Genomic DNA, 16,850 nt, shown 5'->3' on the forward strand with positions numbered 1-16,850 from the left:
AAAAACGAAAAACGGGCTATATGCCCGTTTTTTGTTGTCTCTAAAGCCTCTCCTTTATAAAAGGAGAGGCTAGTAGATTTCTATTGATCCTGTACGTCAGTTAAACGATCAAGTTTCTTTTGGAAGTAGTTGCCTTGTAAGAAGCGCGCTTCAACATTCCAAGCATTTGCGAATAAATTCATGTCATTTAAATCAGTCAGTAAAATTTCTACAGATTTCATACCGATGAAATTCAGAATTTTTTCCTGTAATTTTGCCATATCTTTCTCGCTAGCTAACATCTTGGAAAGTTTGCTATGTAGGCATAAATATTGGGTATCAATTTGCGTAAGAATAGATTCGCTATAAAGTGAATCACCAAAATTGCGTATTGAAACTTCAGCGCCGTATTGACGGAGTAGAGCGACTTGCTGCTGAGCTTGGGACAGATTTTGTTGCAGACTATGCTCTGAGAACTGAACAATAAGCGGATGAGCTTGTTTACTTCCAATAATTGTAAGAAGTTTTGCGACCAACTCAGGTAATTTTTTATCATTAATTAGAATGTGATGGTTCAAATTAACGATTAGTTTAGCTTTGGGATATTGAGTAATAAAGTTGTGTAGTTGTTTACACGCTTCTACAAGAATCCAGCGGTCAAGTTGTACAGATAACTCAGGATCATCTTTTAAATCGGCTAGATCACTTAAATCAATCCATTGATTATCATGAATAAATCCTGCTGTAACCTCATAGGTATGAGTATGTTGATCCTGCTTATCATATAGTTGTTGATATTTTAATTGGATCGATCCTGCATCTAGTTTTTGTTTTAACTCTTGTAATAAGGTTAATTTAACAGAGGTTTGAATATGTTCGGTTGTAAGACCGATATCGGCATCTATCTTTTGACTATTGAAAACAGGAAGTGGTGTAGCAAAAGCTTTTGAGAGTAATTGTTCAAAAGCAGATTCATTTGAAATTGGTTGATTTAACTCACAATAACCTAATTTTAATTGGAGTGGAAAGGTGTGATTATCTGTCACAAGAAGTTGAGGTTTTTGTAGACCATTCAAACCAATGAGTAATGAGTTTAATACTTCTTTGGATTCAGCTTGGATTAAGCCTGCATACAGTGCTGTTTCAATTTTATGAATTGGGACGTTGACTTGTTCTTTAATGAAATTTTGAATATTTGAAAAATAAGACTTTGTTCCACGCCAATCAGATTGAAAAACTTCATTTGGACAATGATTTAAGCCAAATAAAACTAAGGCATTCACATTTGCAGGATGATTGCTAAGATAGCGATTAATTTGTTGTAAAGATGAATTTAAACTTGAAAGTTTTTCTGCTGGAGCAATCGTTACAGTAGGCGCGACTGTAGTTGGTTCAGATTTTTGTGTGGTTTGAGAAGGACATTCGATATTGAGTTGAATTTCATCATCATTTCCAGATGGTAAAAACTCTACATGTAATGGATTGTTTTTTACATTGGAATTGAGTGTTTTGATCTCAAAGCGAGCATGTTCAAATTGACCTTGAGAAATCTTCTTAAAGCGTAGTTTAAATTGAGCTAAATCTTCAGGTTGTAAAACATCTAGTAATGGTAAACCAATCAAATCATCTTCATTCTCGAAACCAAAAAGAGTCGCATACTCTTTGTTGGCACTGAAATGAATTCCTTCTTGTAATACTGCGACCGCTTTATGAGTTTCTGCAACTAAAGATTGTGCTTGTGTTTGTGCGGCTTCTAATTCATTCAATAGACGATGTTCAGCTTGTACCAATCGGCTATATGATAATGCACGAATGATGCTGATATAAAAATGATCAGGGGATTTTAAACTAAGAACATCATAGATGCCTTTATGAATATAGTTTTGATACTGTTGCGCATCGAAGTCTTCTGGTTCAAGCAATAAAACGGGCAAATTAGGTTGTGATGATGCTTGAATCAAAGAGAGAGTTTGTTCGATTTTTAAATCATAAGCCCGACCGAAAATCACCATATCCCAAGGTAGATTCAGTTGCTTTTCAAATGTTTTAAAATCATCCAATAGACAAGCTTGGACTTGATGTTCTTGTGCAGAAAATAATTGCAAAATTTGATTATAACGAAGTTGGTTATCATCAATAATTAATAAGCGTGTTTCAGTACGTTTTAACTTTTTAGAGAGTAAAGAATTTCTCACTTCAATGCTTCCCATAAATCTTGATCATTTGTATCCATATTCTTTTGTGCTATAAATTTTTGAAGATTAGGTTCATCTTCTTCATTGAGCAATTCGAAATCAAACTGGACAAAACTTTGAGTAATTAACTGTGCTGTTAATAAGTACACTTTTACTTCCTCTTTCCCCAATCGTAAATGAATAGCTTGCTGTTCTCTGAAAATTTGCGAACCTGGCAATATGATTGTTGTTTTTGTTTCATCCAGATTCTGATTTTTTAAAATAAGTGCAGGGTGGTAATTACTCACATGGCGGTCAGATTGAATACGTACTGCGCATGGGAAAATATCCTGTGCTAAAACCTCTAAACCGAGTTCAAGGCTTTTTTCACTGGATTGTTTAAGCCAACGAATAACACCACCTCGCCAATGACCATGTGAGGTTTCTTTCACCAAGATATATTCACCAGTCCGAAGGTTTTTAGGTGCTTCAGTCGTCCATTTAATACGATATCCATTTACACTAATATCAAGAATGTCTGCTTGATAAACTGCTTTACTTTCACGGCTTAAACGTTGGATGGAAGATTCTTGATTGTCAGAAGATTCTTTTTTATCCCACGATGACAAAAAGCGAGATTCGCTTTGTAATCCATAACCATGTTCAAGTTGAAGAGTTTCAGCGAAGTTCTTTGCTTTAGATAGATAGAAGTGAGCGGTGAGTAATCCAAAACAAATATGCAACTGCGCAGAGTACTCATAACGCTCGTGACGTCGTTCTGCAGTGGTGCCAAGAATCGTTTGAACATGAAACTTCAGCGCAGGTGTTAAATAGATTTTTTCATTTTTAGAAATATATTCTGCATTTTTGTGAAGTGTTGCAGTGACATGATCTAAAAGACTATTAGTGCTGATGAAAATATTTGGATTAAATCCTGAACTCTGTTTCTTATTATAAATAGGTGGGTGATCTTTACTGGTATCAACTACATATTTGGTTAACTCAGTTTCTTTTGGTAATAGTTGCAGCATTTTCGCCCAGTCAAAGCTGCATTGGAATAAAGCTTGAATTTCAGATTGGCGAATTTGATTGGTGTTAAAAATATCCATTAGGATAAGTTGCGCATAAGCTTGAGCAACATTATTGAGACTTGGTTTGCCTGCTGGTTGTTCCAAAGTGGTGTGATGATATTTATGAGTTACAGCTGCATCATACAGTTGGTGAGCAATCAGCCATTGTCCTGCAACAGGTTCACTATAAAGCATATGTTGCTGATACAGGAGTTGAGTGAGTTGTTGCAATGCTTGGAAAGTCGCTAAGGTTCTTGCAGTCTGGAGATTTTTCTTTTGATTTAATGCAAAAAATGAAAATTTTTGATGCTCAAGTTGATCGCTACTTCTGCGAACAATGTTGATATAAATCGCTGCGAAGTAACAACGCAAAAGCATTGCTAGTTCTATAATATGTTCATTACGATCAGAGGTGATGACACCTTGATTAAAAAAATTCTTTTCTAGACTACCTAAAACATTTTCGATGGTGGGGTGTAGTGTCTGTATTAAATCAAAACGCAAAGTTTCTGAGCATTCAAATTCACTTAGCTCAAGTAAAGCTGAGAATAATGCTTTAGAGGTATCACCCAATTGCATTATGGCAAGTGTTGAAATCCATTCGTTCAAGCTTTTAGTGTTTGAATCACAAAAACTGAGTTTATCCCTTCTTAAAACAGTGGGAATTTGAAAAATATCCGAAAATGCATTATCCATCATTGTAATCAATCTCAGAACGTTTGAACCCCAAAAAGCGGTGTTTTATTTTTTTCGCCCGCAATTTCCCTTACGAGTTTAGGGACAAGATATCCAGGTAAACTCGCTAAAACATCAGTATATATATGATCTATCTCTGAAGACCTTAAATCAAAATGTTGAGCGCCTTTTACTTTATCTAATACATGAAGATAATAAGGCATTACACGCGCGTCAAATAAACGCAAACTTAAATTATTCAAAATTTCTGCAGAATCATTCACACCTTTGAGTAAAACTGCTTGATTTAGCACTGTAATATGGTGTTCTGATAACTGTAATAACTTTGAACAAGTAAAGTCGTCAAGTTCAGCTACGTGATTTGAGTGTATCACTACTACAATGCGTAGCCTACTGTTTTTTAATATAGAAATCAGCTCTTCATCGATTCGATTTGGAATAACGACGGGAACACGTGAATGAATTCTCAGAATCTTAATCTGAGGGAGAGATGCTAGACGTTCCAACCAAAGTGCTAATTTTCGATTTGATAAAGTTAGAGGATCTCCGCCACTCAAAATTACTTCATTAATTTGTGGATTTTGCTCAATATACTGTTTGATATTAATCCAATCATCATTTTTGGGTAGGTTTTCTTGATAGGGGAAATGGCGACGGAAACAATAACGACAATGAATCGCACATGCACCCGTTAAAGTTAGTAAAAAACGTGATTGATATTTATGTAGAACTCCAGCCATTTGATTAGCTGCTTCTTCACCAAGTGGGTCAGTAACAAATTCTGGATGGTCTTCAAGTTCTAAATGATGGGGTAAAACTTGTAGCAATAAGGGATCAAAAGGATCTCCAATGCTCATTTTTCCGACGAATGCGCGTGGAACACGTAATTTGAACTGTTCAGAGGCAAGGATTGCCCCTGATAATAACTGTTCAGTGGATAACTCAAGCAGATTTAACAACTCTAAAGGATCAGTAATTAGATCACTGAGTTGTGATTGCCAGTTTTTCTCTTGATGTAAATAGTTTATCATGCCATACGTTAAAATAGTGTTAGCCTAAAGGCTATTGGCCTAGTCTAGCATTAATAGATTTGAGTTTTAAGTTGGAGTGCGCCTTTCATGGCCTATTATTCTACAAATGATTTTAAAGCTGGCCTTAAGGTCATGCTGGATGGTAACCCATGTTCAATCATGGAAAATGAATATGTAAAACCAGGTAAAGGTCAGGCGTTTAACCGCGTAAAATTACGTAACCTTCGCTCTGGTAAAGTATTAGAAAAAACATTCAAATCAGGTGATTCTTTAGAAGCTGCTGATATTGTAGAAGTAGAAATGGAATACCTCTACAACGATGGCGAAATGTGGAACTTTATGGACCCAGTAACTTTTGAGCAAATCGCTGCTGATAAAACAGCAATGGGCGACGCTGCAAAATGGTTAAAAGATGATTCAAATGAAAAATGTACAATCATGTTATTTAATGGTGTACCTTTAACTGTAAGCCCACCAAACTTTGTTGTGCTCAAAATCGTTGAGACTGATCCAGGTGTACGTGGTGACACTTCTGGCGGCGGAGGTAAGCCAGCGAAACTTGAAACAGGTGCTGTGGTACGTGTTCCATTATTCGTTCAGCAAGAAGAAAGCGTTCGTGTAGATACTCGTACTGGTGACTACCTAGAGCGTGCGTAATCGTTAAACATAAAGTATACGATTATCGAAGGGATGATAAAGAATCATCCCTTTTTTTATGCCAAAGTATTAGATAAATCTATTTTAATAAACGATAAACTCACGAAGATATTTTCTAAAGAAAATATAGGAATGGAAATCCAAATCACCAAAAGTGAAATATTTGAGAGGTTTTGAATGGAGATAACACAAGCAAAAACATCGCTTTCCTCTAAGATTCTATGGAGTTTAGTTGCCATTATCGGGGCAATTTCTTTTGGGATATTGGCGGTGAGTCGTGGTGAGCATGTAAATGCAGTTTGGTTGGTTCTCGCTGCTGTCTGTGTATATAGCATTGCATATCGGTTCTACAGTTTATTTATCGCAAACAAGGTTTTTGAATTAAACCCAAGGCGATTAACCCCAGCTCATCGTTTAAACGATGGTTTGGATTATGTTCCTACCAATAAATACGTATTATTTGGGCATCATTTTGCGGCGATTGCTGGTGCTGGTCCTTTAGTGGGACCAATTCTAGCGGCTCAGATGGGTTATTTACCAGGAACAATTTGGTTGCTCGTCGGTGTTGTGATTGCAGGTGCAGTTCAAGATTTTCTTGTGCTGTTTATCTCCACACGTCGTGATGGTCGTTCATTAGGTGAAATGGCAAAGCAGGAATTGGGTACTTTTGCTGGTGTTATCGTCATGCTCGGTACATTGGGTGTGATGGTGATTATTCTAGCAGTACTTGCACTGGTTGTGGTTAAAGCATTAGCTCATAGCCCTTGGGGTGTATTTAGTATTGCTGCAACGATTCCTATTGCATTATTTATGGGCGTGTACATGCGTTATCTTCGCCCAGGTAAAATTGCAGAAGTCTCTATCATTGGTTTCGTCTTAATGATGGCCGCGATTGTTTTTGGTGGTGATGTCGCAAAAGATCCGTATTGGGGACAGTTATTTACCTTAAGTGGAACGCAATTGACATGGGCATTAATCATTTATGGATTTATTGCATCAGTCTTACCAGTTTGGTTACTGTTAGCACCACGTGATTATTTATCAACATTTCTTAAAATTGGTGTAATTGCTGGCTTAGCAATCGGTATTGTCTTTGCAATGCCTGATTTGAAAATGCCTGCGGTTACGCATTTTGTGGATGGTACAGGACCTGTTTTCGCAGGGACATTATTTCCATTTCTATTTATTACGATTGCTTGTGGTGCCATTTCTGGTTTCCATGCGCTAGTTTCTTCTGGTACAACACCTAAGCTCGTCGATAACGAAGTAAATATTCGTATGATAGGTTACGGTGGAATGTTGATGGAATCTTTTGTCGGCATTATGGCAATGATTTGTGCGACTGTACTTGATCCAGGAATCTATTTTGCGATCAATGCTCCTGCAGCAGTGCTGGGTACAACTGTTGATACGGCTGCTGAAGCTGTTCGTAATTTAGGTTTCATCGTTACACCAGAAATGTTAACTGTACTCGCACAAGAAGTGGGTGAGAGCTCTATTTTATCTCGCACAGGCGGTGCACCGACTTTTGCGATTGGTATGGCACATATCATTTCTGAAATTTTCAATAGTCGTTCAATGATGGCTTTTTGGTATCACTTCGCGATCCTGTTTGAAGCATTATTTATTTTAACCGCGGTGGATGCAGGAACACGTGCTTGTCGTTTTATGGTGCAAGATACGGTCGGGATAGTTGTACCTGCGGTTAAACAATCTAGCTCTTTTTTTGGAAACTTAGTTGGAACTTTTGTTGCGGTTGCTGGCTGGGGCTTCTTCGTTTATCAAGGTGTCGTTGATCCTCTAGGTGGCATTAATTCGTTATGGCCACTCTTTGGTATTGGTAACCAAATTCTTGCATCAATGGCATTAATCTTGGGTACGGTGATTTTATTCAAGATGAAGAAAGAGAAATATGTATGGGTCACAATCGTCCCAACAGTTTTCTTATTTATCACTTCTATGACTGCAGGTTGGCAAAAAATCTTCCATGAGAATCCAAAGATTGGTTTTCTTGCTCAAGCGAACCGTTTTTCTGATGCAATTGCACGTGGGGAGCTACTCGCTCCGGCGAAAACAGTAGCAGAGATGCAAACAATTGTGATGTCCAATCAAATCAACGCGGTGTTGTGTGGATTCTTTATGATTGTTGCTATCGTAATGGTAATTGCATCTATCGGAGCAATTCGCAAAGCATTAGCAAGTTCAACGCCTACTGTGAATGAGGCACCTGCTGTTTATTCAGAAGTACCGATGACTGCGAATAGCGTGAAGGGAGAATAAGCATGGATTTCAAAATTGCGAAAGAAGGTGGTTCCGTAATCGTGAAGATTATTAAATTCACGATTATGTCGCAAAAACACCTGATTTTCTCACCAAGAAATTGGTCTCGTATCGCACTTCTATGGCAGAACTTGCAAAAAAGTTTCCGTTTAATGGTTGGAGTACCAGATTACGAAAACTATCTTAGACATATGCAACAGCATCATCCAGATTTGACACCGATGGATGCGAAGACTTTTTATCGTCACTGTGTCGATGCGCGTTACCCATCGTCAGGCGGGAATATGAAAAAATGTCCTTGCTAGAAGTTATTTGATTTCTTTGAAAAAAAATCAAAACAGTGTATGTTGAAGCATACACTGTTTTATTTTGGGGATAGAATTATGTGGGGCATGGAAAAAGCTTCTGTTCAAGAAAAAAAAATACAAAATCAGCAACTAGAACAAGATATTAAAAGCTTTAGCCATAAAATAGAAAGTTTCCTTATCCAAGTTAATGAGCTGATCTTAGATAAGCCGCAACAAACTAAACTTGCGCTGACTTGTTTGTTGGCTGGCGGTCATGTGCTATTTGAAGATTTACCAGGCTTGGGTAAAACAACATTAGCCAGTGCTTTAGCTCGTTTGGCGGGACTGCATTTTCAACGAATCCAATTTACCAATGATATGCTGGCGAGTGATGTGATTGGTATCAATATTTTTAATCAAAAAGAACATATTTTTGAATTTAAAAAAGGCCCTGTCTTTACTCAAATTTTACTTGCGGATGAAATTAATCGTTGTAGCCCTAAAACGCAAAGCGCGTTGCTCGAAGCAATGGAAGAAGGGGCTGTCACAGTTGATGGTATTCACTATGAATTACCTCAGCCTTTTTGGGTACTGGCTACGCAAAACCCACTCTTTCAAAGTGGAACCTATGCTTTGCCTGAGTCTCAACTAGATCGTTTTTTAATGCGTTTGTCTTTGGGCTATCCATCTCGCCAAGCTGAAAAACTTTTACTTCAACAAAGTTCACGTCAGCTTCTTATTCATCAATTGGATTCTGTATTTAATCAAGCGGATATTTTGCATTTACGTGAACTCGCTAAACAAGTTTTTTTAAGTGATGCTGTACTTAACTATATTTTAGATTTGGCCGCTGAAACACGTAAGCAACGTCATGGTTTATCAACACGTGGAGTATTGGCATTAAAAGCTGCATCCCAAGCTTATGCATTAGTAGAAGGGCGAGCTTTTGTAACGACAGACGACGTGCAGATGGTGTTTATATCTGTAGTTTCACATCGTCTCAGTTTAGGTGAAAATGAAGTAAGAAAAATTTTAGAATCGGTAGAGGCATTCTAGTTGAGAGTGGGATATGCAAAAATTATTCAAGCATCCACTACAAAACTGGATTGCAAAACGATTCCAAATTGATGAAAAGAAGCGACTTACACAAAAAGATATTTTGATCTTTTTATATAGGCAAGGTTTTCTATATCTTGTGCTAATTTTGATTACGTTTATTGCAGGTATTAACTACGCAAATAACTTAATTCTAGGTTTTTGTTTTTTAATTAGTGCAATTTTATGGATTAGTTTTTATCTTACTTTTAAGCAGTTACATCGGCTGGATATAGAGCTTGTCTTTCCTGAAATAGGGCAAGTGGATAACTCATTTACACTAAAAATAATGTTTAAACAAAAAAGTATCTTCACCCGATATTTGAGAATAATTAGTGAAGAGAAAGAACATTTTTTCTGCTTTGAGCATACTCAACAAATTTTTGAGTTGCCATTTTATCCAAATACTCGAGGACAATACGATTTTTCACCCATAAAAATATATTCTACTTACCCATTCGGTTTAGTGCGTGCATGGACTTATTTATATCCTAAGCATAAGGTGTGGATTGCTCCCAAAGCTCACGATTGGCAAAAAGAACATAAAAGCCAACCTACCAATACTCAAGACAGCTTAGATGAGTTTAAAGAGCTAAGAGCATTTCAATATGGTGATTCCTATCAGAATGTAGCTTGGAAACAGGTTGCAAGAGGACAAGGATTTTTTATTAAAATGTTCGAAACTCAAGCCAATCATCAATATTTAGAAATAGATTATCAACAAATACCTGCACAAGGGCATGAACAAAAACTGAGTTTTATGATGGGTTTAATTGAGCAATGCGAACTATTGGGCGATGACTATGCTGTGATATTGCCTCATGCACGATTAGAAAGTGGACAAGGTCAATCACAGTTAATCAAGGCTAAACTTTTGCTGGCGCAGGCTTGATGATGAATAAACAAATTTATTTCTGTATTTTAGTTGCGCTAGTCTTAATACTAATTGGACAAATCCCGTTTATTCCATTTACTTTAAGTGGTTTATGGGCTGTCGTGTTGTTGGTTTTGGTTTGGCGATATTTAAAGAATCAAATCACAGCATTTTCGAATTGGATCCTTGTTCCATTTACGATAGTTTCTATTGCCTTGATCTTTCTACAATACCGAAGCTTGTTTGGTGTGGAAGCAGGAGTTGCATTTCTTTGTACCTGTTTAATTGCAAAGACAATGGAAGTTAAAAATACTCGAGATCTCTTGGTTGTATTTAACTTCGCATTATTTGTCAGTGCTAGTCTATTATTGCACAGTCAAGCATTCTGGATGGCGCTAGTTGTATTTTCTGCATTTATCATGTGTATGGTTGGGTTATATCGCATTCAAACGGCACTTTTTCAGCAAAAAACAGCATCAAACCAGTTCAGACGTGATTTAAAGCAGATATTTAAATTTGTAGCAGTAGCGGCCCCATTTTTTATTTTATTATTTATTTTCTTCCCGCGTTTACCCCCATTGTGGGCGATTCCAATTCAACAAGATCGTGCGACGACGGGGATTAGTGATCGTATGTCTCCTGGTGATATTGCGGAGCTGTCGCAATCATCAGCTCTAGCATTTCGTATTGTGGCAAATATGAATCAGTTGCCGAGTCGAAATGATTTATATTGGAGAGCATTGGTATTGGATATGTATGATGGTTCAACTTGGACCAGTCATTATTCAAATCAAAGTTTGAAGCGAGAGGATTACGCTACTCAAAAACAAGTTAAATACCAATATTTATCAGCTGATGAACAATCCAATTGGATCATGGGACTTGAATATTCAGTTCCTCAAGAACGATATTTACAGGTTTATCAGGATGATAGTATTCGCCCATCAAAATTGATAAAGCGAAATCAACCAATACAAATGTTGTGGTTAGGCAGAATATCTGCCCAATCAGAAGTTTTGAATCCAATACAAATAGAAATAAACACTCGGTATATTGAAGGATTAGATCCAAAAGCACAGAAACTCGCAGAAACATTATTGAATCAAAGCCAGCATCAACCGAACCAATATATCCGAAGTGTCTTAGCTTGGTATCGCAAAAATGGTTTTGTATACACATTAACTCCTGGAACTTTGGGTGGAAACCGCATAGACCAGTTTTTATTTTCAAGTCGTAAAGGGTTTTGTGAGCACTATGCATCTAGTTTTGTAATGTTAATGCGTTATGCAGGTATTCCTGCCCGTGTGGTAACAGGTTATCAAGGGGGGCAACTAGCACCTGATAATCAGAGTTGGGAGGTAAGACAATTAGATGCACATGCATGGAGTGAAGTTTATCTAAATGGTAAATGGCAAAGAATTGATCCAACAGCGATGATTGTGCCGCAAAGAATTGACACAGGTATGCAAAATTATTCAGCCCAAGATGAAACAGTCTGGGGTGATCAGCAATCAGAAGCTTGGCGTTTACAGCAGTTTAAAATGCTAAAAAACATGCGAATTTGGAGTGATTATTTAAGTTATCAGTGGCAGAGTAAAGTCGTTGGATATGATGTAGAAAAGCAAAAGAATTGGTTATCACGTTTAGGATTAAATTCAAGTTATGCCTATGTGATTATTTTAATCGGAGGATTTGGATCAATTCTAATTTTGTATGCGGCTTATTATTGGTGGGTGCAAAGATCCAAACAAACGTCTTACGAGCGTGAAATACAAAAGTTTCAGAAAAAGTTGCCCATTCACTTGCGAAAAAGACATTCTGAGACATTTCAGATGTGGATGCATCGTTTATCTGAACAGGCTAATGGTCATCAATCATTTGAACAACTTATTGTGTTATATCAAAAAATTATTTTTAAGGAGCAAAAGGATGAAAATAATCTCATGCTCTTTAAGCATTTGCTTAAAGACTGTGCGATTACACTAAAACAGGTTCAAAAAAACTTGTGAAGCTTATAAAAAATGAATATCATGCTTTTCATTCTAGGTGTATAGCTCAGTTGGTTAGAGCGCTACGTTGACATCGTAGAGGTCAGCAGTTCGAGTCTGCTTATACCTACCAAAATTTTATACTTAATTATCAAGTAGTTAAGTCGCTAAAATTAAGGTAATTTAAGAGTTTTTAATGCTAAATTGGTCAGCTTGATGGTTTAAAATCGTCAAAATCTGCGTCAAAAACACCTTATTATTTCCGTTTTAGCACCAAAACGCCCCCAAGTTTACACTTGGGTTTTGTGTTTGGTGCTGCTACGACACCAAGGTGGATTTATGCAAAAACCAGTGAAGCGCGGCAATGCTTGGCGTATTCAAGTACGCTATAAAAATCTTAGAGACAGTGTCACACGTGATACTGCACGAGAGTGTGAACAATGGGCTGCTATTCGTTTACTTGAAATGAAAGCTGAGTATGATCCTAAAAAAACTCAGATGCAAAAACCATATTTTTCATTCTTTGTCCTTTGTCAGAAATATTATGATGAAGTTGGATATAAGAAAAGAGGTAAATCCTTTATAAAGCAACAAATAAAAAGAGAAACATTTAAAAATTATTTTGGTGAACTTGCTGAAAAGTCAATTTATGAAATTAAACCTATTGACGTAAAAAAATGGCGAGATAAACGTTTAGAGAAAGTCGCACCTGGGACAGTACATCGACAAATGTGTTTATACACATCAGTTTTTAATTACGCCAAAAATGAACTTTTCTTGATTGAAGACAATCCATTCGCACAGGTCACTAAGCCAACTAAGCCTCCCGCCCGTAATCGACTAATAAGTCATAGTGAAATTGAAATCATACTTAAGGCGCTTAATTATAAAATTGGAACAAGGCCACAAACACCAAGACAGTATGTTGCATGGACTTTTCTTTTTGCGATTGAAACTGCTATGAGAAAAGGGGAGATTCTAGGGATTACGTGTAACAATATCTATCCTGACTACATACATTTGCCAATCACAAAAAATGGTGATGCTCGTGATGTTCCCTTATCTAAAGAAGCCCGTGATCTTCTAAACCTTATCCCTTACATGGATAGAGTAAAATTAATTCCACATAATTCAAATTCATTTAGATTAATTTGGCAAAGAGCAATTGGGAAAACAGAATTGCATAATGTAGTTCATTTTCATGATACACGGCATGAAGCTATTACTCGATTTGTGAATAAACGCAAATTACCTGTGGAAATCTTGGCTAAAGTTACAGGACATAGGGATATTAAAACTCTGATTAATACATATTATAATCCGACCGCTTCAGACATTGCTAAAATGATGAACGCATCTTAAATAAAATAGGGAGCAATTGCTCCCTTATTTCTTTCGATGTGCGCCACGTCTACTGGTGACATTAAAATTCTCTAAAATTGGTATGACTTCTTTCGGATCGTAAAGATGTTTAGTATCAGTACCTCTGTTAAAAATTCTCAATTTTTCAATAAGTGCTTTGCGCGAGATACTAAATCTTTCTTGTAACCACGCTGCATCTACACGGTTGGGTAGTTGCTCTGTTTTAAGTTCAATGACTTTCCCGACTTTTGGAATAGTATCATTTAGGAAAACTTGTGGAGGTTCATCAGATTCAATCACCATGACATATTTGTTTATAATTCCCATATTATTTCCAATTAAAAAAATAGATTTAAAAATAATTGCAGAGGGTCAGCAATACAATTACTTATAAAATATAATTTAACAAATTAATTAAAAAAAAGATGAGATATGTTTAAAAAATCAAAAAAAAGACTTATTTTTTTTATTATATCAGTAAATAATCTTTTGTTCGTTGTTGGTAATAACAACGTCGACTGCTTAGCTCATCTAAAATAAATGAGTTAACGTATACTGCTTTATCTTTTAATTTTATTGTTTATTTTTTAAAAGGATTTTTAGGATCAGATAAAATCGCGTTTTTCTTGTCGTTAAAGCTTCTACCTTGCTCTGAAAATTTAAATTCTTTGATTTCTGATTCTAAAAACAGCTCTTTTCTAAAATAATTTTTTATTTGATAAAGCTCTATCATTTTAAGTGTATTCTCAAGATAATTCATTTCAATATTTTGTGATTTAAAAAATGATATAAGCACACTTCCAAGAAAAAATTTCTCATGATTCTCTTGCTTTCGATCTTTTATCTTTTGTTTTACTTGTCTATAAGAACTATGAAATGAATTTTTGATTTCATCATGTGCTTTTTGTTTTATTAAATCAGGAACTCTTCGATTGTAGTTTTTTAGCATCCTTAAGGCTATTTTTAATCTTTCATCAGTCTGAGAGAAAGGGTCTTCATATCCACTAAAATCAACAATGTCTTTTTCAATATCAGAGCGATCACTTTTTTTGATTGAGCAGATAGTGTCCATTACTTCTTCTAATCTATTTAATTCTAAAACTTTATGATATTTATTCCTCAAATTTTTAATGTCTTCTTCTGTAAATTGATTTGCAGTTTTTGATCGAATCAATTGTAGTATTAACTCATCTGAATGAGTGCGTCTTGCTATCTGTTTTAAGTGCTTTTCAACACTTAAAATCATTTCATCTACTGTTAATCTAGTTCTAGCCATTTTTAAACCATCTGCATTTAAGAAAATGTTGGTATATCACAGAGTCTAAAAAAAAATCGTCATAAGTTGAGGTTTTCAAAAAAAACTACTCTTCTGTTAGTTTTAACTGTTAATTTATGGCTGTTAATGGTGGGGCAGATAAAAAATCTTTTTTGCGAATGCAAAAAAGATTTTTTATATCTCGTTTCCGTGTCTTTTAAATTTCGCTTCGCTCGCTTTAAAAGACACTTCTCCTCGTGCTGCGCAGCACTTTTAGTTTTAAGCAATTGATTATTATATAATTTATGCGTTACTCATGTTTTAGATTTACTGTTTCTACATACAAACAAAACACACAACTAAGTTATTGTTTTTATTATACAAATTGAAATTATGGGAGTGGTATTGCTCATGCGTTTTAATTGAAAAATATTTTTTTTCATTTTTCTTCACGAAACGAATCATGAATTTTTAAAATTTTGTAGGATCCGATATCCCAGTTAAATTAATATCGGAAGTAAAAATGTATTATTTTCATTTAAGTCACAACGTTAAAGGTGATAGTCAAATAAAATTGAGTGATGGTGATTCAAAGTGTCGACTCTCAAAAAGTGCATATCACTATATTACGCGTACTTTATATTTTTCAAAGCATAAAAGTGACATTGAAGAGCTTGAATATTGTGCATCCTATAATATGCCGATTTGGTCTGAAAATAATCCTGAAAAGTTTTGGTATGCAGCTGATCAATATACAAGTGAGACTAGACGAACCTCATCACATATTACAATCGCTTTGCCAAAAGAACTGGATAAAAATCGCCGTATAGAGTTGTCTGAAAGATTAATGTATGAATTTTGTGGTCAATATAAAATGCCATCAACAATCGCAATTCATAATCATGTGGCTGCGCTCGATGGGCAGTCAGAACAGCCACATTTACATTTATTATTTTCAGAAAAAAGTATGTTGGATAATATTCAACGTTCCCCCGAGCAGTTCTTTAAGCAATATCGTCAAAAAAATCCTGAAAAAGGAGGTGCATTAAAAATCACGGCTGATGTGCTTGGATTCGGTCGTAATATATTATTTCATTACCGAACACAAACTGAAAAAATAATAAATGAATTTTTAGAAAAATATGCGCCCACAAAAATTATAGAAATTCATGGTATGGAAATCGAAGTGAGCAGTGCAGTATCGTGCTTATCTAATGAAGATTATAATAAAAAACATGGAACCAATTTAAAAGATGTCCCACAAATTCCGAGGTCGTTACTCTATAGCACTGATCCTGAAGATCAAGATAAGGTAGCAGAATATAGAAAGAACATTTGGCAAATACGTCAAAACAACTTATGCGAACGCTATAAAAATGAGTATGAATTAGCCTTAGTTAGAAAACGTGAACAGGAAAACCAGAATAGACCACAACTTGTTCAATCTAAAAAATTTGATTTTGACTTCTAATATGTATTAGTTCAGCCTTTAATTAAATCAGTTGATCTGTCTATATACTTTCTATGGACGGATCAACTGAATTGGTCTTAGTGCAATTTGACCTATTTCTTAAAATAGTTTTCCATCTGTAATTGTTCAAGCGTATGCCATTGATAACGCTCATGTCCTGCAAAATTTTGTTTGATATATACAATATGTTGAAGAATTCGCTTCTGATACTTTAACAGTTGTTGAATACGCTGATCATCATAATCAATATCTACCCGTTGTTGCCGCAGTGCTTGATAAAAGCAGCGGTAGTCCATATCCATATTTTTTAATATTTCCTTGGATGCCGCAGGGTGGAGTGGTTGGCTTAATCCAACTATTGAATAAGATTCACGCGTGACAAAGTCGGGGCTTATAAGGGATTCCTTTGCCACTTTTAATGTTGGTTCAAATCTATTTGATCTAACCTTGATATTTTGAAATGCCTGTTGAATCGAATTAATTAGTGTGCTCGGTTGAACAGTATGTGCTGGTGCTGACTTTTGTAATCTTGGTGCAGCGACTGGAGCAGAAAGGGGTGATTTCACTTTAGCCTGATGATCTTTTTGACTGTCGACTTTGATGAATTGTTTGAGTTTCTTATAGTTAATCG

13 protein-coding genes, 1 tRNA gene and 1 pseudogene are annotated in these 16,850 nt (G+C 35.8%); 9 read left to right on the top strand and 6 right to left on the bottom strand.

Annotated elements, in window-relative coordinates; translation table 11 throughout:
- Positions 1-80 precede the first annotated feature (80 nt).
- From IRT38_RS09115 to epmB, 3 genes are read right to left on the bottom strand one after another with little or no spacing between them, the layout of a single operon-like run.
- Entirely contained in the window at positions 81-2,189 is a 2,109-nt protein-coding gene (locus IRT38_RS09115; protein WP_194597500.1) for an EAL domain-containing protein, read from the bottom strand.
- On the bottom strand, positions 2,171-3,922 hold the full coding sequence (locus IRT38_RS09120; protein WP_194597501.1) for a GTPase: 1,752 nt from the start codon (positions 3,920-3,922) through the stop codon (positions 2,171-2,173). Before IRT38_RS09120 ends, IRT38_RS09115 begins: the two co-directional genes overlap by 19 nt.
- Positions 3,923-3,933: 11 nt before the next feature.
- Positions 3,934-4,950, bottom strand: coding sequence for an EF-P beta-lysylation protein EpmB (epmB, locus tag IRT38_RS09125; RefSeq protein ID WP_194597502.1), 1,017 nt, complete (start codon positions 4,948-4,950; stop codon positions 3,934-3,936).
- Between the two features lie 87 nt (positions 4,951-5,037).
- On the opposite strand from epmB, the gene efp reads away from it, so the two are divergent.
- From efp to IRT38_RS09165, 8 genes are all read left to right on the top strand, one after another.
- Positions 5,038-5,607 (top strand): elongation factor P, encoded by a 570-nt coding sequence (gene efp, locus IRT38_RS09130; RefSeq protein ID WP_004913097.1) that lies wholly within the window; start codon positions 5,038-5,040, stop codon positions 5,605-5,607.
- Between the two features lie 177 nt (positions 5,608-5,784).
- Positions 5,785-7,887 carry a carbon starvation CstA family protein gene (locus IRT38_RS09135; protein ID WP_004953347.1) on the top strand — a complete coding sequence of 701 codons (2,103 nt, stop codon included), beginning with the start codon at positions 5,785-5,787 and terminating at the stop codon, positions 7,885-7,887.
- Positions 7,888-7,889: 2 nt separating this feature from the next.
- Positions 7,890-8,192, top strand: a complete 303-nt coding sequence (locus IRT38_RS09140; RefSeq protein WP_126132172.1) for a YbdD/YjiX family protein — start codon at positions 7,890-7,892, stop codon at positions 8,190-8,192.
- A 78-nt stretch (positions 8,193-8,270) separates the two neighbouring features.
- Positions 8,271-9,230, top strand: coding sequence for an AAA family ATPase (locus IRT38_RS09145; RefSeq protein ID WP_004913090.1), 960 nt, complete (start codon positions 8,271-8,273; stop codon positions 9,228-9,230).
- A gap of 13 nt (positions 9,231-9,243) precedes the next feature.
- Positions 9,244-10,161 (top strand): DUF58 domain-containing protein, encoded by a 918-nt coding sequence (locus IRT38_RS09150; protein WP_194597503.1) that lies wholly within the window; start codon positions 9,244-9,246, stop codon positions 10,159-10,161.
- A gap of 2 nt (positions 10,162-10,163) precedes the next feature.
- Positions 10,164-12,152: a transglutaminaseTgpA domain-containing protein gene (locus tag IRT38_RS09155; protein ID WP_194597504.1), complete on the top strand. Its 1,989-nt coding sequence runs from the start codon at positions 10,164-10,166 to the stop codon at positions 12,150-12,152.
- Positions 12,153-12,187: 35 nt separating this feature from the next.
- Positions 12,188-12,264 (top strand) — tRNA-Val (locus tag IRT38_RS09160).
- A gap of 206 nt (positions 12,265-12,470) precedes the next feature.
- On the top strand, positions 12,471-13,493 hold the full coding sequence (locus tag IRT38_RS09165) for a tyrosine-type recombinase/integrase (protein WP_016543150.1): 1,023 nt from the start codon (positions 12,471-12,473) through the stop codon (positions 13,491-13,493).
- A gap of 24 nt (positions 13,494-13,517) precedes the next feature.
- Here IRT38_RS09165 and IRT38_RS09170 read toward each other — a convergent pair whose 3' ends face one another.
- Positions 13,518-13,820, bottom strand: coding sequence for a hypothetical protein (locus IRT38_RS09170; RefSeq protein ID WP_008941996.1), 303 nt, complete (start codon positions 13,818-13,820; stop codon positions 13,518-13,520).
- 253 nt (positions 13,821-14,073) lie between these two features.
- Positions 14,074-14,769, bottom strand: coding sequence for a hypothetical protein (locus IRT38_RS09175; RefSeq protein WP_016543151.1), 696 nt, complete (start codon positions 14,767-14,769; stop codon positions 14,074-14,076).
- 502 nt (positions 14,770-15,271) lie between these two features.
- Here IRT38_RS09175 and IRT38_RS09180 point away from each other — a divergent pair.
- On the top strand, positions 15,272-16,219 hold the full coding sequence (locus IRT38_RS09180) for a MobA/MobL family protein (protein ID WP_016543152.1): 948 nt from the start codon (positions 15,272-15,274) through the stop codon (positions 16,217-16,219).
- A gap of 92 nt (positions 16,220-16,311) precedes the next feature.
- On the opposite strand, the pseudogene IRT38_RS09185 reads toward IRT38_RS09180, so the two are convergent.
- Positions 16,312-16,850: pseudogene (locus IRT38_RS09185) on the bottom strand (hypothetical protein); the annotation flags it as partial.

It is taken from the genome of Acinetobacter sp. SK-43, assembly GCF_015351505.1.
In the GTDB taxonomy this organism is placed as follows: domain Bacteria; phylum Pseudomonadota; class Gammaproteobacteria; order Pseudomonadales; family Moraxellaceae; genus Acinetobacter; species Acinetobacter junii.